Raw genomic sequence first — 25,481 nt, 5'->3', positions numbered from 1 at the left:
ATCCACTGGTACAACAACGAAAGAATCTCGACGAAGCTCAAGGGCCTGAGCCCGATACAATACCGAAGCCAGGCCCTCGCGGCTTAGGCCCTTACCAACCCGGTCCAACTATCGGGGACCAGTTCATCCTGCCGCGCTTTTCCAGACGCTCCCTCTCCCGGTGAGGGAGCGTTTGTGATTAACCTGCGAAAACTGAGGAAGCGTTTGTGATTTAGCGGCGGGAGGTGAGGGAGCGTCTGGGGTGGGCTAGAGGAGGCGGCGTTCCGCGGCCCACTTGGTCAGTTCGTGCCGGCTGGACAGCTGCAGCTTGCGCAGCACGGCCGAGACGTGTGTTTCGACGGTCTTGATGGAAATGAACAGCTCCTTGGCCACTTCCTTGTAGCTGTAGCCGCGGGCGATCAGGCGCATGACCTCGAGTTCCCGGGCGGAGAGCTTGTCCAGTTCGTCGTCGGCAATATCGGCCGGGGCGGTGCCGAAGGCGTCCAGCACGAAGCCGGCGAGCCGCGGCGAGAAGACGGCGTCGCCGCCGGCAACCCGGAAGACGGCGTCGGTGATCTCGGGACCGGAAATCGTCTTGGTCACATAGCCGCGGGCGCCGGCCCGGATCACGGCAACCACGTCCTCGGCCGCATCGGACACGCTGAGCGCCAGGAATCTGGTACTCCCCAGCAGCGCTGCCGATCCTGCGATGACTTCCCGCCCGCCGCCGCCCAGGCCGCCGGGAAGGTGAACGTCCAGGAGCACAACGTCCGGACGGGTGCGGGCAATGACCTCGACGGCCTGCTCAACAGTGCCGGCCTCCCCCACAACGCTCACCCGCGGATCCAGGTCGGCCTTCAGGCCGGAGCGGAAAATGGCGTGGTCGTCCACGATCACCACCCTGACTGTTTCCCGCTGGTTCCCTGCGCCTGTTCCGTTCCCTGCCGCCGTGCTCATGGCTTTCCTTCCGCGTTGTCGGTGGCGGCGGCGGTGGGCAGCTTGAGCCGCACCTCGGTGCCGTCCGGAGTGCTGGTTATATCCGCTGTTCCGCCGTGCCGCCTCATGCGGCCGATGATCGATTCCCGGATCCCCAGCCTGTCTCCGGGGACGGCCTCGAGGTCGAATCCGGAACCGCGGTCCTTGATGAATACCTCCACGCCGCTGTCCGCCGCTTCGACGTACACGGAGACGGGCCCGCCGCCGTGCCGTGAAGCGTTCAGCATGGCTTCGCGGCTGGCCTGGACCAGTGCCTCGTGGCGGTCGGTCATGGCTGTATCTCCCACGCTGACCACGTCCACCGCGTTGCCGAGACCGTCCTCGACATCGGCGGCCGCCGCCTTGATCCGGTCAGACAACTGGCCGGCGTCCTTGGCCGGGTCTTTGAAAAGCCAGCCGCGCAGTTCCCGTTCCTGCGCCCGTGCCAGCCGGACGACGTCCTGTTCGTTGCCTGCGCGGCGCTGGATCAGGGCAAGGGTCTGCAGCACCGAGTCGTGCAGGTGGGCGGCGATCTCGGCGCGCTCTGTTTCCCGTACTCTTCCGGCGCGTTCGGTTTCCAGGTCCCGCCAGAATTTCAGGCCCCACGGCAGCAACACCAGGGCCACGCCCCCGAGGACCGCCACGGACGCCAGGAGGGCAAGCCAGGTCTGCTCCCAGGAACCGGAGCCGGACACCATGACGAGCACTCCGGCCACCACCAGCGCCAGGCCCGCGGCCAGCCGCGCCCAGCCGCCCGCCTGGTCCGCTTTGGTCTTGTCCACGAGGCCGGCGCGGCGTGTTTCATCCAGCTGCATCCAGGCGATCGCGGCGCCGCCGAGGATGGCGGCGACCGGTATCAGGGTCCCCAGCGGGACCTCGGCCCCGAGCAGTCTCGCAATCAGGATCCCGGCCACGAGCAGCAGGCCCGAACCGAGCAGGATTTCCTTGCCGTAGCGCACAGTCCGCCCGCGGAACCAGGGACCGCCCGTTGCGCCCGCCGCACCTGGAGGGCCTGCGGCAGCCGGAGCTCCCGCGGCAGCGGGAGCGCCTGTGCCGGGTACAGCGCCCGGCGCGGCCGGCCGGAAGGAGGTCCCGGCGTCGTACACTGCCGACGAAAAGAAGTCCGACGGCGGGTGCCCGACGGCGGGCGGCGGCACCGCGGCGTGGCTCACGGGAGCGTTGGGCGCCGGGCTGCTCACGGCGGGGGCGATGGGCGACGCTGGCCGTTTGGCGTTCCGGCGGGCCGCTTCGTCGGCGGTGGGAACCATGATCCAGAGCCAGGCGTAAAACACAAGGCCCGCTCCACCGGCGAGCGCCGCCACGGTCATCCCTATCCTCACCATACGGACCGGCCAGCCAAGATGGGCCGCAAGCCCGGCGCAGACGCCGGCGACTATGCGGTCGCTGGTGCGGACCAGCGGCGGGCGGACGGGAACGGTGGTCATGCATCAATCCAAGCACGGATCAGGGTTGCGGGGACCGCTTTGGGACCCGGACCAGGGACAGGTCAGGGGCGGCTCAGGGTGTTCCCCAATAGAGGCCGAACCCGGGCAGCGGCAGTATCGAAGTATGAACTCGCACAACCCCAACCCCGACGACGGACAGCAGTCCGCCACCCCCTCTGATGAGCAGCCCGGCCCCCGCGACCAGCACCGTCCCGGCGACCCGGCCGACGCCGGCCCGCCCGCGGAAACTCCGCGCGAAAGCGCTGAGCCGCAGACCGAGCCTCTGCTCCCTCCGCCGCTTTACGGACCCCATGATCTGCCAGGCGCACACAGCGCTCCGGCCGGCGCCGGTGGTCCCGCAGTAGCCGGCGGACCCGCTGCCGCTGGAGCCCAGCCAGCCCAGCAGCTTGATTTCTTCGGCTGGATCCGCAGCCACGGCGTATACCGCGGACGTGACCGCTGGATTGGCGGCGTCTCCAGCGGCATCGCCCAGCGTATGGGCATCGATCCCCTGATTGTCCGCGGCATCTTCATAGTGCTGACCCTGTTCGCCGGCATCGGGGTGCTGCTGTACGGCCTCGGCTGGGCGCTGCTTCCGGAGCCCGACGGCCGGATTCACACCCAGGAAGCAGGCGCAGGGCGTTGGACCACCGGCATGACAGGCGCCCTGGTCACCACGATCCTCGGCCTCACGGGCATGGGCGGCGGCTTCTGGGGCTGGGGCCGCGACGGCTTCGGCTTCTTCTGGGCCCTGTTCTGGATCGGCGGCCTCATCTACCTTGTGTACTACCTGACCCAGCGCAACAGGAACAGCGGCCGGGCAACCACCCACAATGCAGCGTCCGCGGAATGGACCGCCGGATGGCCCGCCACAACGACTGCCGCCGCCAGTGCAACGACAGGACCCAACCCGCCGTACGCGTCGTACGCACCGGGCACTCCGTACGCGCCGGGAACCCCTTACGGGGGCGACGGTCCTGCTTCCGGAGGCGGGTTCGGCAGCGTTCCGCCCCGCGGTCCGGCACCGGTGCCCACACCGGGTCCGGCGCCGAAGCAGAAGCCGGGCGGACCGGGGACCCCGGCGGTGGCCATCACAGCGGGCCTCGCCCTGCTCGTCGGCGGCTCGCTGAAAGCCCTCGACGCCGGCAACGTGATTGATCTGGGCACATCCGCCAATGCCATCGTGTGGGCCAGCGGCGCGGCTGTGCTGGGCCTGGGAATCCTGCTGGCGGGCCTCCGCGGCAGAAGCTCGGGCATCCTCGGCTTTTTCGCAGTCGTTGCGCTGATCGTCGGAGGCGTCTTCAACGCAGTCCCGAACGGTGACCGCTTCCGCTTCCACAATGCCGACTGGTCTCCCGCCAGCATCGAGCAAGCCCGCGACGGCTTCCAGATCACGGGCGGACGCGGAACTGTTGACCTCACCGGACTGAACCTGGCAGCGCCGCTGCCCTCCGACGTCGTCGTTCCCATGGACGTAACGGCCAGCAACGTCACCGTCCTGCTGCCGCGGGCCGTGCCGGTCGACGTCCGCGCGGACATGACGCTGGGAAACCTCAACGAGGGCACCGACCACCGCGGCGGCATCACGTCCAGGCAGAGCAGCTACAACACCGACCGTCCGGGCGCCCGGCTGATCCTGCAGATCGACGGAACCGTCAGCAACATCACCATCCAGGAAGGAAACTGACATGAGCAGCTTCGACCCCGCACCGGAGTCCTCCCGGTCGGAAACCCCTGCGGCTCCCGAACCGCACCGGACCGAGCCGCACCGGACGGAGCAGCACGGCCCGCTGACCTCGCCGGCGGATTCGACGGCCCGGGTCGGCACGATCGTCTGGGGCCTCGTGGTCCTGGCCCTGGCCATCCTGATCATCATCTCCCAGCTGGGGCTCGTGGTGCTGAACGGGACGTACGTGCTGATCGGACTCATGATCGGCGCCGGCGCCGCACTGGTGATCGGCGGGCTGCTTTCGGCCCGCCGGCGTGACAACGGCACAACAAACGGGAAGGCTTGAGATATGGAAAAGTTCTACAGCATTGTCAGGGGCCTCGGCCTGAGGCGCGGTCCGCAGCGCTGGCTCGGCGGAGTCTGCGGCGGGATCGCCGAGAAGTTCAACGTGGACGTGGCTTACGTCCGGATCGGTTTCCTCCTCTTCTGCCTCCTGCCCGGCCCGGCCGTGGTGTTCTATCTGGCCGCGTGGCTGGTCCTGCCGAACCAGAACGGCGCCATCGCCCTGGAGTCGTTCCTCGAAAAGCGCGCCAACCGCTTGTGACGGACGACGGCGGGCTGCCGCAACCCTCACTGGACCAGCCGCCGTCGTCCTCGGTCGCCGGGCGCCCCTGCTCTTGCGAGCAGGGGCGCTCCTGCTTAAGCCGCGGCCGTTGCCCTTTGCTGCGCTTCGGGCGCCTCGGCATTGGTTCCGATGTAACCGTTTGTGTCCTCGGCCACACTCCGCACTAGACTCTAGGTGAGCTCAGCGTGGCGCTCTGCCCGTACACCTTCGAATCAGGATTTGAGCCGAAATAATGAAAATTGGAATCCTCACCAGCGGCGGCGACTGCCCCGGACTAAACGCCGTCATCCGCGGCGCGGTCCTCAAAGGCATTGCCATCCACGGCCACGAATTCGTGGGGTTCCTCGACGGATGGCGCGGCGTGGTTGAAGGGGACATCATTCCCATCCCCCGCACTCTCGTCCGAGGCATCGCAAAACAGGGCGGCACCATCCTTGGCACGTCCCGCACCAACCCCTTCGAGAACGGCGGAGGGCCGGAGGTCATCAAGGCACACATGGACCGGCTGGGCATCGACGCCATCATCGCCATCGGCGGCGAAGGAACCCTCGCGGCCGCCAAACGCCTGACCGACGCCGGCCTGAAGATCGTCGGCGTTCCCAAGACCGTGGACAACGACCTCGACGCAACGGACTACACGTTCGGTTTCGACACCGCCGTGCAGATCGCCACCGAAGCCATCGACCGGCTCCGGACCACCGGCGAGTCACACCACCGCTGCATGATCGCCGAGGTCATGGGCCGCCACGTTGGCTGGATCGCCCTGCACGCCGGCATGGCCTCGGGCGCCCACGCCATCCTGATTCCGGAGCAGAAGGTCAGCATCGAGCAGATCACCAAATGGGTGACCGAGGCCCACGACCGTGGCCGTGCCCCGCTGGTGGTTGTTGCTGAAGGCTTCGTGCCGGAACACATGGAGTCCCCGCACTCCGAGCGCGGCCTGGACACCTTTGGCCGGCCCCGCCTCGGCGGCATCGCAGACCAGCTCGCTCCGGAAATCGAAGCCCGCACCGGCATCGAGACCCGCTCCACCATCCTCGGCCACATCCAGCGCGGCGGCGTCCCCTCGGCCTTCGACCGTGTGCTGGCTACCCGTCTGGGCATGGCCGCCGTCGACTCCGTGGTCGAGGGCCGCTGGGGCACCATGGTTTCGCTCAGCGGCACGGACATCGACCACGTCGGCTTCGAAGCAGCCCTGGGCAAGCTCAAGACTGTCCCGCAGCACCGGTACGACGAAGCAGCCGTCCTCTTCGGCTAAACCCGCACCGCCTGCCGCACCCTCCGCTCCGCCCCTCCCGTCCACTCCCGAGCGCGAACGGGCAGATAATGCCCTCCTCGTTGGCTTCTTGAGGGCGTTATCTGTCCGTTCGCGCTGGTCGGAGGGGCTTTAGTGTCCGTTCGCGCTTGGCTTGGGGCCTTAAGTGTCCGTTCGCGCTGGTCCGGAGGCGCTTAAGTGTCCGTTCGCGCTCTGGGGTTCGTGGGGATGCCCGGATCGGTAGGCTGGAGGCATGAGCCTTGAGTCCCATTCCGCCGCCGTCATCCAGCTGGCTTGGGCGCGCCACCTGGGACTCGACGACGGTGCCTTCGCCAGCGCTCTGGAATCCGGCGAGCGAATCACCAGGGCGGACGAATCGGCCCGCTCGCTGGAGTTCGTCCGCCTGTTCGGCAGCTCAGCCCTCGTAGGCCCACAATGGGCATTGGACGCCGCCGCGGGGATCTCCGATGAGGAGATGGCCCAGCACGTGACGCTGCTGACCATCACCCGGAGCCATGGCGGGCACGGACAGGGCTCCGCCGCGCTGTTCTTCGCCGACGACCTTCCCCTGCTGCGGTCCTCCGAGGAAGTCACCGTCTCGCACGGCAACCCCGAGGCCATAGAACTTGAGGGGCTCTGCCCGCCGGATGACGTCAACGAGGTGGGTCTTTCCCACCTTGAGAACCGGTACACGATCATGCTCGACGAGAACGGCCGCAAGGTGCCTGTGGCCTGCGGCGCGTATACCGAATGGGAAGGCATCCTGGCCCACATGGGCGTGCTCGTGGCACCCCAGTGGCGGCGCCGCGGCGTGGGATCCCTGGCGGCGTCGATCGCGGCCCATGAGGCCCTGGCGTCGGGGCTGACGCTGCAGTGGCGCACCGACGTCAGCAACAAGGGCTCGCTGGCCACTGCCCGCAGCCTGGGCTTTTCCACCGGCGGCATCCAGACCAGCGTGCTCCTCGGCTGAAACCCGGGCCTGAGCTGACGCACGGCCTGGACCAGGCAAGGGCCTGTACCAAAGGCGCCCCGGCTACGGCGCCTTCGCCGCGCTGTCCTCCGCCTGCGCCGGCTGGACCGTGCCCCAGCCCTGCACCGGTTTCGGCCGGGCAAAGAAAAGCGCCACAGCGGCGCCGAACAGGATCACGGCCGCGGGCAGCAGGATGGACTGGCCCATCGCCGTCGAGAATCCGGCGTGAAGCGCCTCGGGAAGCTGGCCGCCGAAGCTCAGGCCCTCTTCGCCCGTCACGGCGGGCTCCCCCGGCCCGCCGGGCTGTCCCGATCCACCGGCAGCCGGAAGTTCCGCGGCGAGCCTGGCCTGCATCAGGACGGCGATGGCGGCGCTGCCCATGACGGCGCCGATCTGGCGGGTGGTATTGTACACCCCGGCCCCGGCTCCTGCCTGCCGCGGCGGGAGGTTCCGGGTGGCCGTGGAGCTGAGGGGCGCCCAGATGCCGGCGTTCGCGAAGCCCAGCACAGCGCTCGGCAGCAGGAACAGCCACACCGGGGTGTCAGGGTGCATGAGGGCCGAATTCCAGAACAGCGCCACGGCCATGAGCAGCAGCCCCGCGGCCGTGATGTACCTCGGGTGCACCCTGTCAACGAACCTGCCGACCACCGGTGCCAGGCCGCCGGAAATCAGCGCCATGGGCACCATCATGAGGGCGGACTGCGTGGGGGTCATGCCGCGCACCATCTGGTAATAGAAGATCAGCGGCAGGCCGAAGGCCGTTACGGTGAACCCCACGGTGGTGATCCCGACGTTGGCCAGCGAAAAGTTCCGGTCCTTGAACAGGCCCAGCGGAAGCAGCGGCTCGCCCTTGTTGACGGCCTGCCAGCCGACGAACAGCGCCAGCACCACGGTTCCGCTGATGATCAGGCCCCACACCGTGACGGGACCGGAGATCGTCCCCCAGTTGTACGTCTCGCCTTCCTGGAGGCCGAACACGAGCAGGAAGAGCCCGACGGCGCTCAGCACCACGCCGGGGATGTCGAACTTGTGCTGGTGGGTAGTCAGGGACGGCACCAGACGCCAGGCGAGGATGAAGCCGACGATCCCGATGGGGACATTGATGAAGAAGATCCATTCCCAGCCCAGCCCGTCCACCAGCACACCGCCAAGGATGGGCCCCACGAGCGTGGCCATGCCAGCCGTGGCACCCCACAGGCCCATCGCGGCGCCCCGCCGGTCGGGCGGAAAAATACGGGTGATCACGGCCATGGTCTGGGGTGTCATCAGCGCCGCACCGAGGCCCTGCAGCACGCGCGCGGCGATCAGCAGTTCGATGGTGCCGGATAGCCCGCACCAGAGGGAGGCCAGGGTGAAGACCAGGAGTCCCGACAGGTAGAGGCGCTTCGGCCCGAACCTGTCACCGAGCCGGCCGGTGATGAGAAGCGGCACCGCGTAGGCCAGGAGGTAGGCGCTCGTCACCCAGATGACTGCGTTGATGTCCGTGTCCAGCCCCGCCATGATGCTCGGGTTGGCCACCGACACGATGGTGGTGTCGATCAGGATCATGAAGAAGCCGATGACGAGGGACCACAGCGCCGGCCAGGGCCTGCTTACGTTTTCCAAAGGATCCGTCGGGCTGCCGGCCTACGCCAGCAGCTCCTGGATGTCCTTGCGCGCGAACATGTCCGCGGCCGCACGGGCCGAAGGAGTCCCGGCGTCGGGATCGGCGCCGGCGTCCAGCAGCACGCGGGCCACGTCCGTGTAGCCCTTGAACACCGCGCCCGCCAGGGGTGTCTGTCCGCGCCCGTTCGCCTGGTTCGCGTCGCCGCCGTGGTACAGGATCAGCTGAACGGTTTCCGCGTGGCCGTGGTAGGCGGCGAGCATGAGCAGCGAGTCCCCGGCTGAGTTGGTCAGGCCTGCGGGGGCACCGGCATTGAGGTAACTGCGGAGCAGTTCGGTTTCGCCGCTGCGGGCGGCGTCGAAGAGCCGGTGCGCCAGTTCGAGGGTCTCCTCGTCCATCTGGGCGGCGCCGCCCGCGGCGGCTCCGGGTTCGGGCTGGTCTGTCATTTGTGGGTCCCCCTCAGGAATCCGGTCTGCCGGCCAACAACCTGCCCGGCATCGGGAGCCACGATCACTTCCTGCGCGGCTGTGTACGGTTCTTCCCCGTCCATGACAGTCAGTATTTCATCCGCCGCGACGGAACGCTTGATGACAGCCAGCGCCACGGGACCCATCTCGTAGTGCTGCGCCACGGATGTGACGGTTCCCACCTTGCGCTCCCCCGCCATCACCGGGCTTCCGGCCTGTGGCATGGTGTGCTGGGAGCCGTCCAGCTGCAGGAACACAAGCCGGCGCGGAGGGTGGCCGAGGTTGTGCACGCGCGCGATGGTTTCCTGTCCCTTGTAGCAGCCCTTGGCCAGGTGGACGGCGGTCCGGAGCAGGTCCAGCTCGTGCGGAATGGTCTTGTCGTCCGTTTCGGCGCCGAGCCGGGGACGCCAGGCGGCGACGCGCAGCGCTTCGGACGCCGATACCCCGGCAAGCGGCCGGTCCCCCACCGTTGCTTCCAGCTCCGCCGCGGGGACGAGGTATTCGAACCACGGACGCTCCGCGCCCGGGTGGGCATCCTCGGCCACCAGGGAGTACGCGTACCCGCCGGCAGCGACGTGGGGCCACGGGTCCTGCCACACCTTCAGCCCGGACCATTCGGGCACGGCCCTGGTCGACCCGAGCACGGCCCAGTCGTCCGAGGCGTCGGCGATTTCAACGCGCAGCATGAACTTCATCTTGTTCAGCCATTCGGCCAGCGGAGCGGCTTCAGCCGCTTCGACGATCAGCCAGGTGGTCCCGCCGTCGTCAATCACCCGCGCGTCGAACTCGATACGGCCCTGCACGCTCAGGAGCAGCAGCTCGCTGGACTCGCCGGGCTGCAGGTTGGTGACCTGCTGGGAGGACAGCGTGTTCAGCCAGCTCAGCCGGTCCGGCCCGGTGACTGTCACCACGCCGCGGTGGGACAGGTCGACGACGGCGGTACCGGCCGCGAGGGCGCGCTGCTCCCGCAGCGGCTCGCCGTAGTGGGACGCGACGCCGGCATCGGCACCGCCCGCTTCGACGGCGCCAGGGCGCGACAACAGAGGGCTTTTGATAGTCATATGAAGGGAACGTCCTTGCTCTGGCGGGTATTCCGGCGGTTCAGATCGGGCTACGAACAGCCCGGCCCCGGCCACCCCTGTCAGCGGTACTCGGGGTTTTCGAAACTGGACGGGCTTTCAGAGCCGTACGGGCTTTCAAAGCCGTACGGGTTCTCAAAGCCGTACTTGGATCCGGCCTTCCATTCTTCCGGAAGGTTCCCGTACGCGGGAATTCCGCCGGCATCCTTGAGAGTTCTGGCAAGATGCAGGAGATTCCAGGTCATAAACGTGGTGTTCCTGTTGGTGAAATCACTCTCCGGGCCGCCGGATCCTTCGTCGAGATAGCTCGGGCCCGGTCCGACGGGGCCGATCCAGCCGGCGTCGGCCTGGGGAGGAATGGTGAAGCCAATATGCTGCAGGCTGTAGAGGACGTTCATCGAGCAGTGTTTGATGCCGTCCTCGTTGCCGGTGATCAAGCAGCCGCCCACCTTGGGGTAGAAGGCCCACTGGCCCTTGCTGTTGAGCTGGCCGGAGTGCGCGTAGAGGCGTTCGATGAGCTTCTTTGTCTGGGAGGAGTTGTCGCCGAGCCAGATCGGCCCTGCGACCACCACGATGTCCGCCTCCTGCACGGCAGGATACAGCTGCGGCCATTCATCGGTCTCGCAGCCGTACTCGCGCATGTCGGGGTACACGCCGCTGGCGATGTCGTGGTCCACGGTCCGGATCACCCGCGTGGAGACACCCTGCTTTTCCATGATCCGGCGACTGAGACGGATCAGCCCCTCGGTGTTGCTGACCTGTGGCGAGCGTTTGAGGGTGCCGTTGAAGAACAGCGCCTTGAGGTCGCTGTAGTCCGCCGGCGGCTTGGCTTCATCCATGCGGCGCTCCAAGGTTGCGTTGGGCTGAGGAAACGGGACCTCAGCCCAACCTAAACCATGGGGAGCTGCGGGGACAGAGCGCGGACGCCCTGATAGGGCCGCGCTGCCGGGAAAATGCCTGGCAGGGAAAACGCTGGTAGGGAACGCGCGGGGTGGAAACGAGCTGCTAAGAGACGCGTTTCAGGAACGCCGAGGCGTGGGCCTCCAAGCCGTTGCCCGGCTCGGACGAGCTGGCCGGAGACGCACCGCCGGTGGCCACGTCCCAGCGCCACAGCAGGTTTCCGTCCACCAGTCCGAAGATCCTGGTGGCGGCGCTGTAGTCCTTCGAGTGGCTGCCCCGCATCACCATGTCGGTGCTCAGCTGGATCTGCGGGCCCTTGATTTGGCCGTAGTACAGCTCCGAAATCCCGCCGGGATGGGAGATGGACACGGAGATATCGAACCCTCCGTCCTTGTTCCGCAGTGCCTCCACCTCGTCGGCGCTCTTGAGCGCCGGCACGATGTCGGCCGGAATCAGGCCAGGGCCGCCGTCGGCATCCAGCTGTTTGCGTTCCAGCGCCCAAAAACCGGTCTCGACCGTGAGTGGCCGGAGTTTGTTGCCTTCTTCGTCAGTGAGCCAGCTTTCCGCGCGGTACTGCAGGTACGGCAACCCGTTGTGGGTGAACGATACGTGCTGGAGGAAATGCTCGGAACCTTCATCTCCGGCCCCAAGCCGTCCATGGCCCTCCCACTCACCAATGAGCCAGGACAGCGGGACCAGTTCGGGAGTCAGGTCTGTGGGTATCTCAATAGGCACAGCTGTTACCTCTTGAAGCAGCTAACAGGGAGCGGTTCTACTTCTGTCCCTTGAACAGGCGGTATACGACGTAGCCGGCAAACCAGGCCATGGAAAGGCTGGCAATGCCAAGCAGGACAAGGAAGAAAATTTCATATGCAAGTACGGACATGGTGCCATCCTAACGCGTTAGTAGATGAGTAGTTTGTCTATGAAGTAGGCGAGCGAACCGACCGCGGCGACGGGTGCCAGCCCCATCCCCAGGGCGCCCGGAAAGTTCAGCGCGGTACCGCGCAGAGTCACAAGCCGGCGGAAGCTGACGAGGACAGCCCCGACCACCACCCCGAAAATGGCTGCCGGCAGAACGGCGATGTCCGAGAACACCAGTCCCGCGAGCGGCCCGGCCAATCCCGCCAGGGCGATTCCCAGCGGAGCCACGATGCTGTCAGGCCAGCGGATGAGGCCGGCGAGCAGGGCGACGGCGGCACTCACCCCGGCGACCAGCATCATTTCCTTGACGCCGGTGAACCGGGCGCCGGCAATCCAGCCTGCCCCCAAGCAGGACAGCAGGACACCCACGCAGCAGCCCAGGGTGGATTCCAGGCGCTGGGCCTGCCCCGTTCCGCGCACCAGCTGGACAACGAACACGGAGATGACACCCAGGGCGACGAAACCGGGCGTCCAGTCAAGGTAGCCGGGCGCGGGAACGCTGGCCGCAGCCACGGCCGAGCCGGCACCGCAGAGTCCGATCACCGCGGCGAGCGTCTTCTTGGCGGGTATCCCCAGATAGTGCGGCCAGCCCACGCCAACGGCCAGGGCGATCACCACCGCGACGGCGAGGAGAACGTCGGGCGTCCGGTAGATGCTGGCAATGATGACAGCCAGGCCGGCCAGGCCGATCACCTCGATGCTCCAGGACTTCACAGCGGTCCCGGAGGGCGCCGCTGCGCTCACCTCTGGCGCGGCCATGGCGTACTCCTCTTTGACTCTGCACTCAACTTCGCTGCATCCTCATCTGGCTGTGCTCCCCCGGGCTGTGCCGCTGACCGGCTGCGCCGTTGACGGGCCGGGCTGGCGCCCTGACGTTTCAATCCTGCCCTATGTGACTGCCATATGTCGCAAATGAGGCGCGTTGCCGGGGCGCATCAGTGTCTGGAACAGGGCCGTTAGGTATACTCAAGCTCAGCTACGCTTCCCGCGAGGGGAATGGAGACACTGGTCCGCCAGGGTGTCCGGACCACCTGCGGCCAGCACAGTACCGGCCGGTGAAAGCCCGGTTCAGTCGCCCAATGATGCGCGGACGGCCCCTTGGAGGAACAATGTCGCACATCCTGTTACTGACCAACAGCACCGGATCATCGGTGGACATTCTGCCTGCCTTGGAGCTACTGAACCACCGCGTTCATATCCTCCCGGCCGAGCCCACTGCCCTGCTGGAAACAGACCCTTGCGACATCGTGCTCCTCGATGCGCGCAAAGACCTGGTTGGGGCCCGGTCCCTTACCCAGCTCCTGAAGGCCACAGGCCTCAGTGCACCACTGGTCCTGATCCTTACTGAAGGCGGCATGGCCGCAGTATCGTCTGCCTGGGCGGTCGACGACATCGTGCTCGATTCCGCCGGCCCGGCCGAGGTGGAGGCCCGGATCCGCCTGTCGGTGGCGCGTGCTGTACCGGAGCAGGAGGATACTCCGTCCGAGATCCGGGCTGCCGGCGTCGTGATCGACGAAGCAAGCTACACCGCACGCGTCAACGGCGCGGCACTCAACCTGACCTTCAAGGAATTCGAACTCCTGAAGTACCTGGCGCAGCACCCCGGCCGCGTATTCACCCGCCAGCAGCTGCTCACCGAGGTGTGGGGCTACGACTACTACGGCGGCACCCGCACCGTGGACGTCCACGTCCGGCGGCTCCGCGCCAAGCTCGGTGCCGACCACGAGAACCTGATCAGTACCGTCCGCAACGTTGGCTACCGGCTCACCCTGGTCCGCCAGCAGGAGGACGAGCAACTCGCCGAGGCCTGACCGGCCTCCGGCCCCTCTGAGGGCGCGCGGGTTCCCGCCTGCAACGCAAAAGGCCCAGCAACATAATGCCCTGCAACGCAAAAGGCCCGGACTCTTTCGAATCCGGGCCTTTTGCGCTTCTTCAGTGGAGGACATACGGGTCGAACGTATCGAGGCCACCCCAGTGGTGGATCCCCCTCGCATTCAGCTCAGGAAGCCGAACGAGATACCGACTATACCGGGCGGATCCGGCAGCCACAAATCGGTAGGCGCAGCGACCGGGCAGCCACAAATCGGAAGGCCCGGCGGGCAGTGCGTATAGCCTTGACAGCATGAGTCCTGCGCATCCGGAGAATTGGCCCGTCACTGTCATCAAGGGCGGCGTGGGCGAACAGCTGCTGCAGGACATCAAACCCCTGCTCGCCGCCGCCGAGGAATCGGACGGCAACCCGTCCATCTCGGAACAGACGCTGGTGACCCTGCGTGCCGCGGACGCCGGTCCCCACTCACTGCTGACCCTGGCGCTCTATGCCCCGGACGAGGACTCGAATCCCGCCACCGCCCAGGACCTGGCAGGTTTCGCCGTCGTGGTTGAGGAGGAGGATGGCAGCGGGATCCTGGAGATCGCCGTCCACCCCAGCTACCGGAACCAGGGCGTGGCCGACCGGCTGGTGTCCACACTGAAATCCACCCGCGGGTTCGACGGCCTCAAGGCCTGGTCCCACGGCAACCACGAGGCTGCGGCGGACCTCGCGGCCCGCTACGGCTACGGTCCCATCCGGGAGCTTTGGAAGATGCGGCTCGCCACGGCGTCGGCAGAACTGCCCGACGCCGGCCTGCCGGAGGGCGTCACCCTGCGCGCCTTCGTGCCGGGCAAGGACGAGGAGGCCTGGCTGGCGGCCAACCGCGCGGCCTTTGCGCATCATCCCGAGCAGGGCTCCCTGAGCAGGGCGGACCTTGAGGCCCGGATGGCCGAACCCTGGTTCGATCCCGCCGGCTTCCTGCTGGCCGAAGACCGCGAGGGCCACCTGCTCGGATTCCACTGGACCAAAGTGCACCCCCGGCACGGCGACCATCCCGCGATCGGTGAGGTTTACGTCGTCGGTGTGACGCCGGCCGCGCAGGGCATGGGCCTCGGCAAGGCCCTGACGGTCGCCGGCATCCGGTACCTGCAACATCAGGGACTGCACGCCGTCATGCTCTATACGGATGCGGACAACGCCCCGGCCGTGTCCCTGTACCGCCGGCTGGGATTCACCCGGTGGGACGTCGACGTCATGTACGGCCCGGTGGACGGGCGCTGATCGGGCATCGACGCGCAGGCCGGTTCCGCTGAAATCTGCGGGTCCTATGGGGTCGAATGCTTGTAAGGTTGAAGCTAAATCCAGCCAGCACCAAGGAGAGAGAGCATGCAACCGGAATCTGCCGGATCAGCTACTACCGCTATTAAGACGGCCCCGGTGCGTGCCCGTTTCGGCTCCTCTGAAGTGCCCGCATCCCGCGCCACCCAGGACCGCATTGATATTCCGGAGTTCGCCGCCATCCTGGAGCCCGAGGGTGAAATCAGCCGCGACCGCTTCCTGGACCGGGAACTGAGCTGGCTGGCTTTCAACGCCCGGGTCCTTGAACTCGCCGAGGACCCCAACCTCTACCTCCTTGAGCGCGTCGCTTTCCTGTCCATCTTCGCCTCGAACCTTGACGAGTTCTTCATGGTGCGCGTCGCAGGCCTGAAGCGCAGGATTGCGACCGGACTTGCGGTGCCCTCCCCCGCGGGCCTGAGCCCGGTCCAGGTCCTCGAGCAGATCGGCGAAGCGGCGCACAAGCTGCAGCAGCGCCACGCGCAGGTCTACGCGGAACAGATCCGGCCGGCCTTGGCGTATGAGCACATCCACCTCATGCAGTGGGACGAGCTCGACGACGAGGCCAAGCACCGCCTCAGCATCATGTTCGCGGAAAAGGTCTTCCCCATCCTCACGCCGCTGGCGGTGGACCCTGCCCACCCCTTCCCCTACATTTCGGGGCTCTCCCTGAACCTGGCCGTGGTGGTCCGGAACCCGGTCAGCGACAAGGAGCTGTTCGCCCGCGTCAAGGTGCCGGACCAGCTGCCGCGCCTGATCTCCATCGACGGCCCCCGCGCCGGATCGGTTCCGGGGCGGGTTGCCCGGTTCATCGCCCTCGAAGAAGTCATCGCCGTCCACCTTGACCAGCTTTTCGCGGGCATGGAGGTCCTGGAGCACCACTCGTTCCGCGTCACGCGCAACGAGGACGTGGAGGTGGAAGAGGACGACGCCGAGAACCTCCTGCAGGCCCTCGAGAAGGAACTCCTGCGCCGGCGGTTCGGCCCTCCCGTCCGCCTTGAGGTGACCAATGACATCAACCCCAACATCCGTGCCCTCCTGATTCGGGAGCTGGGCGTGGAGGAGTCCGAGGTCTACTCGGTGCCCGCACCGCTCGACCTTCGCGGGCTGTCAGTCATTGCCGGCATCGACCGCGCGGACCTGCACTACCCCAAGCACGTGCCCCACACGTCCCGCTACCTGAACGAATCCGAGACGTCCAAAGCCGCCAACGTCTTCGCTGCGATGCGCCGCCGGGACATCCTGCTGCACCACCCTTACGATTCCTTCTCCACCTCGGTCCAGGCGTTCCTCGAGCAGGCAGCCGCGGACCCCAAGGTGCAGGCCATCAAGCAGACCCTGTACCGGACGTCGGGCGACTCCCCCATCGTGGATGCCCTCATCGACGCTGCCGAGGCCGGCAAGCAGGTGCTGGCCCTGGTGGAGATCAAGGCCCGCTTTGACGAGCAGGCGAACATCTCCTGGGCCCGCAAGCTCGAGCAGGCCGGCGTCCATGTGGTCTACGGCATCGTGGGCCTGAAGACGCACTGCAAGCTCTCCCTCGTGGTCCGCCAGGAAGTCGACGGCCTGCGCCGCTACTGCCACATCGGCACGGGCAACTACCACCCGCGTACGGCCCGCTACTACGAGGACCTTGGCCTGCTGACAGCCAACGAGCAGGTGGGTGAGGACCTCTCGAAGCTTTTCAACCAGCTTTCCGGCTACGCCCCAAAGTCCACGTTCAAGCGGCTCCTCGTTGCGCCCCGCTCGGTGCGTTCCGGGCTCATCGACAGGATCGAGACCGAGATCCGCAATGCCCGCGCCGGCAACAGGTCCTGGGTGCAGATCAAAGTCAACTCCATGGTTGACGAGGCCATCATCGATTCCCTCTACCGGGCGTCGCAGGCCGGCGTGAAGGTCGATGTCATCGTCCGCGGCATCTGCTCGCTGCGTCCGGGAATTCCCGGACTGAGCGAGAACATCACCGTCCGGTCCATCCTTGGACGCTTCCTTGAACACTCACGGGTGTTCGCGTTCGGCAACGCCGGGGACCCCGTGGTTTACATCGGGTCGGCGGACATGATGCACCGCAACCTGGACCGGCGCGTCGAGGCCCTGGTGCAGCTGTCCGGAGGCGAAGACACCGCGTACGTCCTGGACCTGCTCGGCCGGTACATGGACCCCGAAACGTCCAGCTGGCACCTGGATAACCAGGGAATGTGGACGCGCCACCACCTGGACGAGAACGGCCGCGAGCTGGACGATATCCAGTCCTGGCTCCTCGCGTCCCGTTCCCGCCAGCGTGCGACAGCCCGGCGGTAGGACAACGGCTTGAAGAGCGATTCCCTAGTAGCCGACCAGACTGACCACCCCGGCGAGCCGGTAGCCGTCACGGCCGCCGGCGCCCTGCCGTGGCGCGTTAAGCAGAACCAGCTGGAAGTCCTCCTGATCCACAGGCCCAAGTACGACGACTGGTCCTGGCCGAAAGGCAAGCTCGACGCCGGCGAAACTGTCCCCGAATGCGCTGTCCGGGAAGTCGAGGAAGAGATCGGGCTGCAGGTGCCGCTGGGCATTCCGCTTCCGCCGATCCACTACCACGTGCCCGCGGGCCTGAAGGTGGTGCACTACTGGGCGGTGGAACTTCCCAACGGAACGCCGGTACGTCCTGACGGCAAGGAGGTGGACAGCGCATTGTGGTGCACGCCGGAGCGTGCGGCGTCCATGCTGTCCAACCCTTCGGACGTGGTGCCGCTGCAGTTCCTGGCGGAGGCGCACGCCCGCAAGGAACTGCAGACCTGGCCGCTGGTTCTCGTGCGCCACGCCAAGGCCAAGCCGAGGTCCTCCTGGACCAAGGCGGAAGGCGAACGTCCACTCGCTGCCACCGGCGTCCGACAGGCCCAGGCCGTGGGCAGGCTGCTGCGGGCGTGGAACCCGAAGCGCGTGGTCACCAGCCCCTGGCGGCGCTGCGTCGCCACCATCGCACCGTATGCCAAGGCCTCAGCCGCCAAGGTTAAGCTGGTGGACGCGCTCACGGAACACCGGCACGCCCGGGATCCCAAGAAGACCGCCGCCGCAGTGGACGCGCTGTTCGACAAGCAAAAGCCCGTCGTACTGTGCACCCACAGGCCCGCGCTGCCCACCGTCCTGAACAAGCTCAGTAACTACATGAACCCAGGGCTGAAGGGAGTGCTGCCGGGCGCTGACCCGTATCTCTCACCAGGGGAAATGATCATCTGCCACGTGGCGCACGGGAGCAAGAGCAAGATCGTGGCCGTGGAGCAGTACAAACCGTTCGACGACTAAGTCGCAAGCCCTCCCGGGCGACAGGCCGCGCTCCACTAGACTGGACGCGTGAGCATCCCAACGCCCTATGAAGACCTCCTGCGCGACGTTCTGGCCCACGGCACGCACAAATCCGACCGCACCGGAACGGGGACCAGCAGCGTTTTCGGTCGTCAGATGCGCTTTGACCTCAGTGAGAGCTTCCCGCTGATCACCACCAAGCGTGTGCATTTCAAGTCAGTAGCCGTCGAGCTGCTCTGGTTCCTGCGCGGCGACACCAACGTCAAGTGGATGCAGGACCAGGGCGTCACCATCTGGAACGAATGGGCGGATGCCGACGGCGAACTCGGCCCGGTCTACGGCGTGCAGTGGCGCAGCTGGCCCACTCCGGACGGCGGCCACATCGACCAGATCGCAGAGCTTGTCGAAAACCTGAAGGCCAACCCGGATTCCCGCCGGCACATCGTGTCGGCGTGGAACGTGGCCGAGCTCCAGGACATGGCCCTGCCGCCCTGCCACGCTTTCTTCCAGTTCTATGTGGCCGACGGCAAGCTGTCCTGCCAGCTGTACCAGCGTTCGGCGGACATGTTCCTTGGTGTGCCGTTCAACATCGCCTCCTACGCCCTGCTGACCTGCATGCTGGCCCAGCAGACCGGGTTGGAGCCGGGGGAGTTTGTCTGGACGGGCGGCGACGTCCACATCTACGACAACCACATGGACCAGGTTCTGAAGCAGCTGGACCGCGAACCGTATGATTACCCGCAGCTGAAGATCACCCGCAAACCGGCCTCCATCTTCGACTACACCCTGGACGACTTCGAAGTGGTGGGCTACCGGCACCACCCCACGATCAAGGCACCGATCGCCGTATGAGCACCGAGGAGACCATGGATCCGCAGGCCTTCAGCGACGGAATCGCTGCGAACACAACCGGACTCGGCCTGATCTGGGCCCAAACCACGTCCGGGGTCATTGGCCTGGACGGCGACATGCCGTGGCACCTGCCGGAAGACCTGAAGCACTTCACCAAGGTGACCAGCGGGCATCCCGTCATCATGGGCCGCAAGACGTGGCTGTCCTTTCCGGAGAAATACCGCCCCCTGCCCAACCGCACGAACATTGTGATTACCCGGCAGGAAGGCTGGGGCGAGACGCCCGAGGCGGAGGGCGCCGTCGTCGTCAATTCCCTTGACGATGCGCTGCTGGAATCGCAGTTCGCGCCCGGCAGCGAGGCGATCTGGATCCTGGGCGGCGGCGAGATTTTCAAGCAGTGCGTGGATCTTGCAGACACGGCCATGGTCACCACGATCGATGTGGAGGCCGACGGCGACACCTTCGCTCCCGAGCTCGGCGCACCGTGGGTGCCGGAAGACTCAGTTCCCCAGGACGGCTGGCTCACGGCAGCCAACGGCACCCGCTACCGGTTCACCAAGTGGAACCGTAAAGAAGGCTAGATCCATGCTCAAAAAACCCGAAACGCTGTTCGTGCTCGGCTACATGCTGCTGCCCCTGTTCGCGCTGTTGTCCGCGATCGTGGGCCTGACCATGATCCTCGGCGGCAACAAGATCGGCGGCATCATTGTCCTGGTTGTGGTGACCCAGGCCTTTGCCTTCGGAGCCTTCTTCGCGTTGCGCGCCCGCAAGAACGCGGTGCCGGAGGAGAGAGACCGGCAGTAACGCCGGATGCCGCGACTGATGGGGAGGCCTGCCCATCGCGGCGGCGGGCCCGTCTCACTACAGTGGTGCCGGGGCTCAGAAGCACCAGCGTAGACGCGGAACGATCAATAACTTGGGGGTATGATGCCACAGTGGCAGGCAACTTGTGGGGCGCAGACGTAGAGCAGCTCCGCACACTCGCACAGCAGTTCGGAAAGGTTTCCGACACCCTGCTGCAGACGTCATCGCACCTGACCAACCAGATCAACAGCACTCCGGCGTGGAAGGGAAACGACGCCAGCCAGTTCCGCTCCAACTGGAACAGCAGCCACCGTGCCCTCATCCAGCAGACGGCCCGCCTACTCAAGGACGAGTCTAAGAAGCTGCTGGACAACGCCAACGAGCAGGAGAAGGCCAGCGACGCTGCCCCGGGCTCCGGCGGCGGGCCGGGCAGTCTGGGTAATCCCGGCGGGACGCTGCCAGGAGTGCTGGGCGGCGCACTGGCTGGCGGAGTCGTGGCCCTGCGGACGGGCATGAAAATCCATGGATACATTAAGGCACCCTTCACCCTGGCCAAGCATGTCGGACAGTACGGCTGGGTGCTGAAGAATCATGGTTCTACTTCAATGAACGCAGGGCCGCTAAACTCCGCAAAGCCCGGAATCTTGCCCGGCCTGTCGAGTAAGCACGTGTTGTTGGACTAAGTGCGGATCAGCGTCAGTTGGGAGTGACGTAACCGACTGCGCCGCCACCAAAACCAAAGATAAACTGGCTCAATGACTACAGCAGCTACCCCCTCCGTCGGCCTGGTCGGATGGCGCGGCATGGTCGGCTCCGTCCTGATGCAGCGCATGCAGGACGAGGGCGACTTCGCCAACATCAACCCGGTGTTCTTCTCCACCTCCAACGCGGGAGGTGCCGCCCCCTCGTTCGCTGAAGGGGCAGGCAAGCTCGAGGACGCGTTCGACGTCGAGACGCTGGCCAAGCTGCCCATTATCGTGACCGCCCAGGGCGGCGACTACACCAAGCAGGTTCACGGCGAGCTCCGCAGCCGCGGCTGGGACGGCCTCTGGATCGACGCAGCCTCCACGCTGCGCATGAACGATGACTCCATCATCGTGCTGGACCCGATCAACCGCGACGTCATCGACAAGGGGCTCGTGAACGGGACCAAGGACTTCATCGGCGGCAACTGCACGGTGTCGTGCATGCTGATGGGGCTCGGCGGCCTCTTCAAGAACGGCCTTGTCGAGTGGGGCACGTCCATGACCTACCAGGCGGCCTCCGGCGGCGGCGCGCGGCACATGCGTGAGCTGCTCAGCCAGTTCGGCACGCTTAATGCTGAGGTCAGCACGGAACTCGACGACCCGGCGTCGGCCATTTTGGACATCGACCGCAAGGTGCTCGCCCACCAGCGCACGGCCATCGACGCCACCCAGTTCGGGGTGCCGCTGGCAGGATCCCTGATCCCCTGGATCGACGCAGACCTCGGCAACGGCCAGTCCAAGGAAGAGTGGAAGGCCGGCGTCGAAACCAACAAGATCCTCGGCACGTCGGACGACAACCACGTCATCATGGACGGCCTCTGCGTGCGGATCGGCGCCATGCGGTCGCACTCGCAGGCACTCACCCTCAAGCTGCGCGAAGACCTGTCCGTTGCCGAAATCGAGAAGCTTCTTGATGAGGACAACGAATGGGCCAAGGTTGTGCCCAACACCAAGGAAGCCTCCATGGCCGACCTGACCCCCGTTGCGGCCTCAGGCACCCTGGACATCCCGGTTGGCCGCATCCGCAAGATGGAGATGGGCCCGCAGTACATCAGCGCCTTCACCGTCGGAGACCAGCTGCTCTGGGGAGCTGCCGAACCACTCCGGCGCATGCTGAACATCGCGACCGGGACGCTCTGACCCTTCCGCTTCGCCGCCCCGTCCTGCACAGGCGGCCCCGCCCCGCTTGACCGGCCCTTTCCAAGGCCGCTTATGCGGGGCGGGGCCGTTTCTGCATGTCAGCCCGGGCCAGCGTGGCCACGAGTCGGCGACGCAGTTGCACGGGCGCGTCCAGCTGCTTCCATTCCACCCGCAGGAAGATCCATCCTGCCTCGGCCAAGGCGTTTTCACGGGATCGCTCCGCTAGCAGAACTTGATCCGTTGGGCCGTAATCGCTGTACTTTGCCTTCCCGTCGAACTCGATGATGATGCGGCGGTCGGGATCGGCGAAGTCAGCCCTGAACAGGCCGGACCCGGTTGGCAGTTCGTACTGCGGCTGGAAACCGTACATTCCGAATGAACGCAGGAGCAGCCGGGTCCGGGTTTCACCCGCCGACTCTGACCGGCCGTCGAGTAACTCCAACACGTCCGCGGCTCGCCGGCTTCCCCTTTTTATCGGGCTTTCCTCAAGTGTCCTCAGCATCCTGGCCAGTTCTGCTCCTTTCCGAAGGGCAGCGTCACCGATCACAGTGGCAGCGTCGGGCCGCAGGATCCGGGCGCAATCAACCACGGTCCGCTCCAAGCTGGTGACTTGGATGTCCCGGCCGTCCGGCATCTGCAGAATGCGGATCTCAGCAGGGTCCAGCGGAAGTCGATGCGTCAGGACGTCCGCTCCCGCGCTGGTCGACGAATTGGCGTACTGCGTTGTGACGTGCACCAGTGCGCCGCCGTTCCACACCTGACACGAGTGCAGTCGGGCAGCGCTGGTATGGCTGTAGCAGGCGGTTCCGTCCGTCGACTCGTAGTGCGCCTGAATGCGTAGGCTGTCCCGTTCCCAGGGCTTCGCCAGATTCCACTGCGAAGTTTGGATGTAGGCCCCGCGGCGGAGTCGTAATATGACTCCGTCGCGCACGGCAGACGTCAAGGTCCGGTCCTCCAAACCCCGCGGCCGCGAGCTGCCGAGTCGAGGCGACGGGAACGCCGGGCCAACGCTGCTCGACCAGCAAGCGCAATTCTTCACGTCTCATGGACCTAGGGTGCACATGTTCATGCCGGCCAAGGAATGACGTTGGCCGCTATGTGGAGAACGGCGGGCATCTGCGGTTGGGCGGCAGCTTCCGGACACCGCCGGACCGGTAGCCGTTGGGCGGCAGGAGTGGCCCTCGCCCGCACAAGCGGCCGCGACCAAGGCCGTCCAAGCGGGGCAAGGCCGTCCACGCGGGGTGCGGCAGGGCCGGCCGTCGGACCGCCGCCCAGGCCAGCCCTAGGACGCGAGGAAGCGCTCGTACTGAGCTATGGACCGGTTAAACCCGGCCATGGTCGCCGGGCTCGGGGGCTTTGACGGGTCGAAGGGCTCGGCCACGAACGAGGCAGTACGTCCTGTCCCCTGCCGCGCCCACGTTCCGACCACCTCCCCGCCTGCCACGATCGCCTTCTTGAACACCCCGTTGCCGCCCGGAACGATCTTCTGGGCATGCTCCGGCGGGAGTACAAGGCTGCGGTCCGTGTAGCCCAGGACGAACTCGTCGAACCCGGGGAGAGCAAGAACCGTGCGCTGGCCCGGCACGGAGCCGTCCAGCAGCTCGGCCGTCTGAGGCGACATCCAGTATTGCGTCCCGCCATATTCCAGTTCCACGAGCTCTCCCCGGACCGATGCCAGCGCGGCGCGGGCCTCCGTGAGGGTGGTGTTTGACCACCAGGCGAAATCACGCACTGTCGCCGGGCCGTGGCTGCGGAAGTACCTGAGCAGCAGCTCCGTGATGCCTTCCTCACGGCCCAGATCGCGCGACGTGGTGATCCAAGCGTCGAACGCCACGAACTTCTGCTGGTTTCCGTCCAGGGGCCCCGGCACCAGGGTGGCGCTTTGACAGAGCAGTCCCAGCAGGTGGATTCCCCGCTGCCCGGTAGGAGGCTGGCCGCCGGCTTCGAACGCCTCGAACAGCTCGCGGCGCGTGGCACCTCGCCTCCTGCCATCACCCGGGTCCCCCGAAGGCGGGCCCTCTGAGCGCAGATCCCCTGAGCGCAGATCGCCGGAGAGCAGGTCCAGGGCGATCTTCTTGCAGACTTCGATGTCGCCCGCGGTGATCTCCAGCTGGCGGTGCCTGCTTGCCATACCCTGGACCAGCCGCGGCGTGGTGATGTTGAGGATCCAGCGCAGATCCTCGGGGGCAAGCAGGTGGAGCGTGCCGCGCATCGGCCAGGACCGCACCGCGGTTCCCGAGTCCAGGGCGGCCCGCACGTCACTCACCCCGGCTCCTGGAACACGCAGTCCCACCGCCCATAGCGCAGCCTGAAGGTCCTGTGCCTGCATGGCGGTCATCCCGCGGACGGCGTCAGGAACGCTGCGAAATCCCCCACCCAGCAGACCCTGCGAAGCCAATCGCAGCCGCCCGATGATCCGGGGAGTTTTCCGTGCCCGCGTCTCCGTTGCCATGCCCCAATCCTAGGACCGCCCCAAGCTTCGTCACCGGCCGGCAGCAATACGAAAAGCCCAGCTACAGGGCAACGCCGATCAGCAGCGGCTCGGGGTGCAGTTCAATGCCGAAACGCCCGACGACGCCGTCCCTCACCTCGCGTGCGATCGCCACCATGTCTGCGGCGCTGGCGGAACCACGGTTGGTGATGGCCAGGGTGTGTTTGGTGGACAGCGAGGCCCGGCCGCCGGACACACTTCCGGCGTCGAGGCCGAAGCCCTTGCCGAACCCGGCCTGGTCAATGAGCCACGCGGCGGAAAGCTTTACGAGACCGTCTGAACCGGCAGGATAGCGGGGGGCGTTCCCGGGCAGTCCGTCCGCCACCGCAGCGGGGACGATGGGGTTCGTAAAGAAAGAGCCGGTGGAGTACGTGTCCCGGTCGGCCGGGTCCAGCACCATGCCCTTGGATGCCCGCAGCCGCAGCACCTCCCGGCGTACGTCGTTCGAGTAGGCCCGCTCCCCCTGCTCAACCCCGAGCACCCTTGCGAGCTCCGCGTAGCGGACCGGGGCGCTCATCCGTCCCAGCGGCAGCTGGAACTCGACCGTGAGGACCACGTAGCGGGGTGAGCCGTTGACCGTGGTCTGTTTGAGGATTGAATCCCGGTAGCCGAACGTCAGCTCGGAGTTGGTGAAGGTCTTCACCGCGTTGCGTTCCCGGTCCCAGGTACGGACGGCGGCGATGGTTTGTGAAACGTCGGAACCGTACGCGCCCACGTTCTGCACAGGGGTGGCGCCCGTGGCGCCCGGAATGCCTGCCAGGGCCTCTACCCCCGACCAGGCGTGCAGCACTGCATGCTCCACGAGGGCGTCCCAGTTGTGGCCTGCCTGCACCACCACGGATACGCCGCCGCAGGAGTCCTCGGCGTTGACGGTGAACCCCTCGGAGGCGATCTTCACAACGGTTCCGGGGAACCCGTCGTCGGAAATCAGCAGGTTGGAGCCGCCGCCGATGATGAGCACCGGCTCGCCTGCGGCATCCGCCGAGCGCACGGCGTCGATGATCTCTGCCTCGGTGCGGGCCTCGACGTAGTTGCCGGCAGGGCCGCCGACGGCGGCCGTGGTCAGGTCAGAAAGCATAGTGGGGGTCACCAGTCCAGCCTAGGGGAAGGGGAACAAAACAGAAGAA

The 25,481-nt window shown here is 66.5% G+C and carries 26 protein-coding genes; 15 read left to right on the top strand and 11 right to left on the bottom strand.

The window, feature by feature from the left end; translation table 11 throughout:
- Positions 1-87, top strand: an 87-nt coding sequence (locus tag ACIP9X_RS09620) for an IS3 family transposase (RefSeq protein ID WP_400479511.1), incomplete at its 5' end; no start/stop codon positions are given.
- A 159-nt stretch (positions 88-246) separates the two neighbouring features.
- Here the strand turns inward: ACIP9X_RS09620 and ACIP9X_RS09615 are convergent.
- Both ACIP9X_RS09615 and ACIP9X_RS09610 read right to left on the bottom strand, forming a co-directional pair.
- On the bottom strand, positions 247-936 hold the full coding sequence (locus ACIP9X_RS09615; RefSeq protein WP_400479482.1) for a LuxR C-terminal-related transcriptional regulator: 690 nt from the start codon (positions 934-936) through the stop codon (positions 247-249).
- Positions 933-2,399, bottom strand: coding sequence for a PspC domain-containing protein (locus tag ACIP9X_RS09610; RefSeq protein ID WP_400479481.1), 1,467 nt, complete (start codon positions 2,397-2,399; stop codon positions 933-935). Before ACIP9X_RS09610 ends, ACIP9X_RS09615 begins: the two co-directional genes overlap by 4 nt.
- A 124-nt stretch (positions 2,400-2,523) precedes the next feature.
- Between ACIP9X_RS09610 and ACIP9X_RS09605 the strand changes: the two genes are divergently transcribed.
- From ACIP9X_RS09605 to ACIP9X_RS09585, 5 genes are all read left to right on the top strand, one after another.
- A complete protein-coding gene (locus ACIP9X_RS09605) occupies positions 2,524-4,086 on the top strand; it encodes a PspC domain-containing protein (protein ID WP_400479480.1) in 1,563 nt (520 codons plus the stop codon).
- A 1-nt stretch (position 4,087) separates the two neighbouring features.
- Entirely contained in the window at positions 4,088-4,414 is a 327-nt protein-coding gene (locus ACIP9X_RS09600; protein WP_400479479.1) for a hypothetical protein, read from the top strand.
- A gap of 3 nt (positions 4,415-4,417) precedes the next feature.
- A complete protein-coding gene (locus tag ACIP9X_RS09595; protein WP_400479478.1) occupies positions 4,418-4,672 on the top strand; it encodes a PspC domain-containing protein in 255 nt (84 codons plus the stop codon).
- Between the two features lie 253 nt (positions 4,673-4,925).
- Positions 4,926-5,951, top strand: a complete 1,026-nt coding sequence (locus ACIP9X_RS09590; RefSeq protein WP_400479477.1) for a 6-phosphofructokinase — start codon at positions 4,926-4,928, stop codon at positions 5,949-5,951.
- 250 nt (positions 5,952-6,201) lie between these two features.
- Positions 6,202-6,918, top strand: a complete 717-nt coding sequence (locus tag ACIP9X_RS09585; RefSeq protein WP_400479476.1) for a GNAT family N-acetyltransferase — start codon at positions 6,202-6,204, stop codon at positions 6,916-6,918.
- Positions 6,919-6,981: 63 nt separating this feature from the next.
- Here the strand turns inward: ACIP9X_RS09585 and ACIP9X_RS09580 are convergent, their stop codons facing one another.
- From ACIP9X_RS09580 to ACIP9X_RS09555, 6 genes are all read right to left on the bottom strand, one after another.
- On the bottom strand, positions 6,982-8,523 hold the full coding sequence (locus ACIP9X_RS09580; RefSeq protein WP_400479475.1) for a DHA2 family efflux MFS transporter permease subunit: 1,542 nt from the start codon (positions 8,521-8,523) through the stop codon (positions 6,982-6,984).
- Positions 8,524-8,544: 21 nt separating this feature from the next.
- Positions 8,545-8,967, bottom strand: a complete 423-nt coding sequence (locus ACIP9X_RS09575) for an ankyrin repeat domain-containing protein (RefSeq protein ID WP_400479474.1) — start codon at positions 8,965-8,967, stop codon at positions 8,545-8,547.
- Positions 8,964-10,049 carry a YgfZ/GcvT domain-containing protein gene (locus tag ACIP9X_RS09570; RefSeq protein WP_400479473.1) on the bottom strand — a complete coding sequence of 362 codons (1,086 nt, stop codon included), beginning with the start codon at positions 10,047-10,049 and terminating at the stop codon, positions 8,964-8,966. The genes ACIP9X_RS09575 and ACIP9X_RS09570 overlap by 4 nt, the downstream gene beginning before the upstream one ends.
- Before the next feature lie 80 nt (positions 10,050-10,129).
- The gene (locus tag ACIP9X_RS09565; RefSeq protein WP_400479472.1) at positions 10,130-10,906 is read right to left on the bottom strand and encodes a flavodoxin family protein; all 777 of its coding nucleotides are present in this window, start codon (positions 10,904-10,906) and stop codon (positions 10,130-10,132) included.
- 166 nt (positions 10,907-11,072) lie between these two features.
- Positions 11,073-11,702 carry an FABP family protein gene (locus tag ACIP9X_RS09560; RefSeq protein ID WP_400479471.1) on the bottom strand — a complete coding sequence of 210 codons (630 nt, stop codon included), beginning with the start codon at positions 11,700-11,702 and terminating at the stop codon, positions 11,073-11,075.
- Positions 11,703-11,870: 168 nt separating this feature from the next.
- Entirely contained in the window at positions 11,871-12,605 is a 735-nt protein-coding gene (locus tag ACIP9X_RS09555) for a permease (protein ID WP_400479510.1), read from the bottom strand.
- Positions 12,606-13,000: 395 nt separating this feature from the next.
- Here ACIP9X_RS09555 and ACIP9X_RS09550 point away from each other — a divergent pair, with 395 nt between their 5' ends.
- From ACIP9X_RS09550 to asd, 9 genes are all read left to right on the top strand, one after another.
- Positions 13,001-13,702 carry a winged-helix domain-containing protein gene (locus ACIP9X_RS09550; RefSeq protein WP_400479470.1) on the top strand — a complete coding sequence of 234 codons (702 nt, stop codon included), beginning with the start codon at positions 13,001-13,003 and terminating at the stop codon, positions 13,700-13,702.
- A gap of 311 nt (positions 13,703-14,013) precedes the next feature.
- Positions 14,014-14,985, top strand: coding sequence for a mycothiol synthase (gene mshD, locus ACIP9X_RS09545; protein WP_400479469.1), 972 nt, complete (start codon positions 14,014-14,016; stop codon positions 14,983-14,985).
- Between the two features lie 105 nt (positions 14,986-15,090).
- On the top strand, positions 15,091-17,340 hold the full coding sequence (locus ACIP9X_RS09540; RefSeq protein WP_400479468.1) for an RNA degradosome polyphosphate kinase: 2,250 nt from the start codon (positions 15,091-15,093) through the stop codon (positions 17,338-17,340).
- Between the two features lie 9 nt (positions 17,341-17,349).
- Complete coding sequence (locus tag ACIP9X_RS09535) at positions 17,350-18,321, top strand: NUDIX domain-containing protein (RefSeq protein WP_400479467.1); 972 nt, start codon at positions 17,350-17,352, stop codon at positions 18,319-18,321.
- Positions 18,322-18,369: 48 nt separating this feature from the next.
- Positions 18,370-19,173, top strand: a complete 804-nt coding sequence (locus ACIP9X_RS09530) for a thymidylate synthase (protein ID WP_400479466.1) — start codon at positions 18,370-18,372, stop codon at positions 19,171-19,173.
- Complete coding sequence (locus ACIP9X_RS09525; protein WP_400479465.1) at positions 19,170-19,754, top strand: dihydrofolate reductase; 585 nt, start codon at positions 19,170-19,172, stop codon at positions 19,752-19,754. The genes ACIP9X_RS09530 and ACIP9X_RS09525 overlap by 4 nt, the downstream gene beginning before the upstream one ends.
- 4 nt (positions 19,755-19,758) lie before the next feature.
- Complete coding sequence (locus ACIP9X_RS09520) at positions 19,759-19,977, top strand: NF038396 family protein (RefSeq protein ID WP_400479464.1); 219 nt, start codon at positions 19,759-19,761, stop codon at positions 19,975-19,977.
- 131 nt (positions 19,978-20,108) lie between these two features.
- Positions 20,109-20,660 carry a WXG100 family type VII secretion target gene (locus ACIP9X_RS09515; RefSeq protein WP_400479463.1) on the top strand — a complete coding sequence of 184 codons (552 nt, stop codon included), beginning with the start codon at positions 20,109-20,111 and terminating at the stop codon, positions 20,658-20,660.
- A gap of 72 nt (positions 20,661-20,732) precedes the next feature.
- Complete coding sequence (gene asd / locus ACIP9X_RS09510; protein WP_400479462.1) at positions 20,733-21,863, top strand: aspartate-semialdehyde dehydrogenase; 1,131 nt, start codon at positions 20,733-20,735, stop codon at positions 21,861-21,863.
- 70 nt (positions 21,864-21,933) lie between these two features.
- Here asd and ACIP9X_RS09505 read toward each other — a convergent pair whose 3' ends face one another.
- The 3 genes from ACIP9X_RS09505 to ACIP9X_RS09495 form a co-directional block, all read right to left on the bottom strand.
- Positions 21,934-22,599: a hypothetical protein gene (locus ACIP9X_RS09505; protein ID WP_400479461.1), complete on the bottom strand. Its 666-nt coding sequence runs from the start codon at positions 22,597-22,599 to the stop codon at positions 21,934-21,936.
- 546 nt (positions 22,600-23,145) lie between these two features.
- Entirely contained in the window at positions 23,146-24,315 is a 1,170-nt protein-coding gene (locus ACIP9X_RS09500; RefSeq protein WP_400479460.1) for a winged helix DNA-binding domain-containing protein, read from the bottom strand.
- A gap of 61 nt (positions 24,316-24,376) precedes the next feature.
- Positions 24,377-25,444: a UDP-N-acetylmuramate dehydrogenase gene (locus ACIP9X_RS09495; RefSeq protein WP_400479459.1), complete on the bottom strand. Its 1,068-nt coding sequence runs from the start codon at positions 25,442-25,444 to the stop codon at positions 24,377-24,379.
- Between the last annotated feature and the right edge of the window lie 37 nt (positions 25,445-25,481).

It is taken from the genome of Arthrobacter sp. NPDC093125 (assembly GCF_044754225.1).
Taxonomy (GTDB): domain Bacteria; phylum Actinomycetota; class Actinomycetes; order Actinomycetales; family Micrococcaceae; genus Arthrobacter.
Note: the sequence above shows the minus strand (reverse complement) of the source record. Positions and strands in the feature narration are given on the sequence as shown.

What these genes read in the sequence shown, in the direction of transcription:
- ACIP9X_RS09600 (WP_400479479.1), top strand. Translation starts at nt 4,088, where the DNA reads ATGAGCAGCTTCGACCCCGCACCGGAGTCCTCCCGGTCGGAAACCCCT.
- mshD (WP_400479469.1), top strand. Translation starts at nt 14,014, where the DNA reads ATGAGTCCTGCGCATCCGGAGAATTGGCCCGTCACTGTCATCAAGGGC.
- ACIP9X_RS09585 (WP_400479476.1), top strand. Translation starts at nt 6,202, where the DNA reads ATGAGCCTTGAGTCCCATTCCGCCGCCGTCATCCAGCTGGCTTGGGCG.
- ACIP9X_RS09595 (WP_400479478.1), top strand. Translation starts at nt 4,418, where the DNA reads ATGGAAAAGTTCTACAGCATTGTCAGGGGCCTCGGCCTGAGGCGCGGT.
- ACIP9X_RS09615 (WP_400479482.1), bottom strand. Translation starts at nt 936, where the DNA reads ATGAGCACGGCGGCAGGGAACGGAACAGGCGCAGGGAACCAGCGGGAA.
- ACIP9X_RS09610 (WP_400479481.1), bottom strand. Translation starts at nt 2,399, where the DNA reads ATGACCACCGTTCCCGTCCGCCCGCCGCTGGTCCGCACCAGCGACCGC.
- ACIP9X_RS09520 (WP_400479464.1), top strand. Translation starts at nt 19,759, where the DNA reads ATGCTCAAAAAACCCGAAACGCTGTTCGTGCTCGGCTACATGCTGCTG.
- ACIP9X_RS09575 (WP_400479474.1), bottom strand. Translation starts at nt 8,967, where the DNA reads ATGACAGACCAGCCCGAACCCGGAGCCGCCGCGGGCGGCGCCGCCCAG.
- ACIP9X_RS09525 (WP_400479465.1), top strand. Translation starts at nt 19,170, where the DNA reads ATGAGCACCGAGGAGACCATGGATCCGCAGGCCTTCAGCGACGGAATC.
- ACIP9X_RS09500 (WP_400479460.1), bottom strand. Translation starts at nt 24,315, where the DNA reads ATGGCAACGGAGACGCGGGCACGGAAAACTCCCCGGATCATCGGGCGG.
- ACIP9X_RS09570 (WP_400479473.1), bottom strand. Translation starts at nt 10,049, where the DNA reads ATGACTATCAAAAGCCCTCTGTTGTCGCGCCCTGGCGCCGTCGAAGCG.
- ACIP9X_RS09605 (WP_400479480.1), top strand. Translation starts at nt 2,524, where the DNA reads ATGAACTCGCACAACCCCAACCCCGACGACGGACAGCAGTCCGCCACC.
- ACIP9X_RS09590 (WP_400479477.1), top strand. Translation starts at nt 4,926, where the DNA reads ATGAAAATTGGAATCCTCACCAGCGGCGGCGACTGCCCCGGACTAAAC.
- ACIP9X_RS09540 (WP_400479468.1), top strand. Translation starts at nt 15,091, where the DNA reads ATGCAACCGGAATCTGCCGGATCAGCTACTACCGCTATTAAGACGGCC.
- asd (WP_400479462.1), top strand. Translation starts at nt 20,733, where the DNA reads ATGACTACAGCAGCTACCCCCTCCGTCGGCCTGGTCGGATGGCGCGGC.
- ACIP9X_RS09550 (WP_400479470.1), top strand. Translation starts at nt 13,001, where the DNA reads ATGTCGCACATCCTGTTACTGACCAACAGCACCGGATCATCGGTGGAC.
- ACIP9X_RS09565 (WP_400479472.1), bottom strand. Translation starts at nt 10,906, where the DNA reads ATGGATGAAGCCAAGCCGCCGGCGGACTACAGCGACCTCAAGGCGCTG.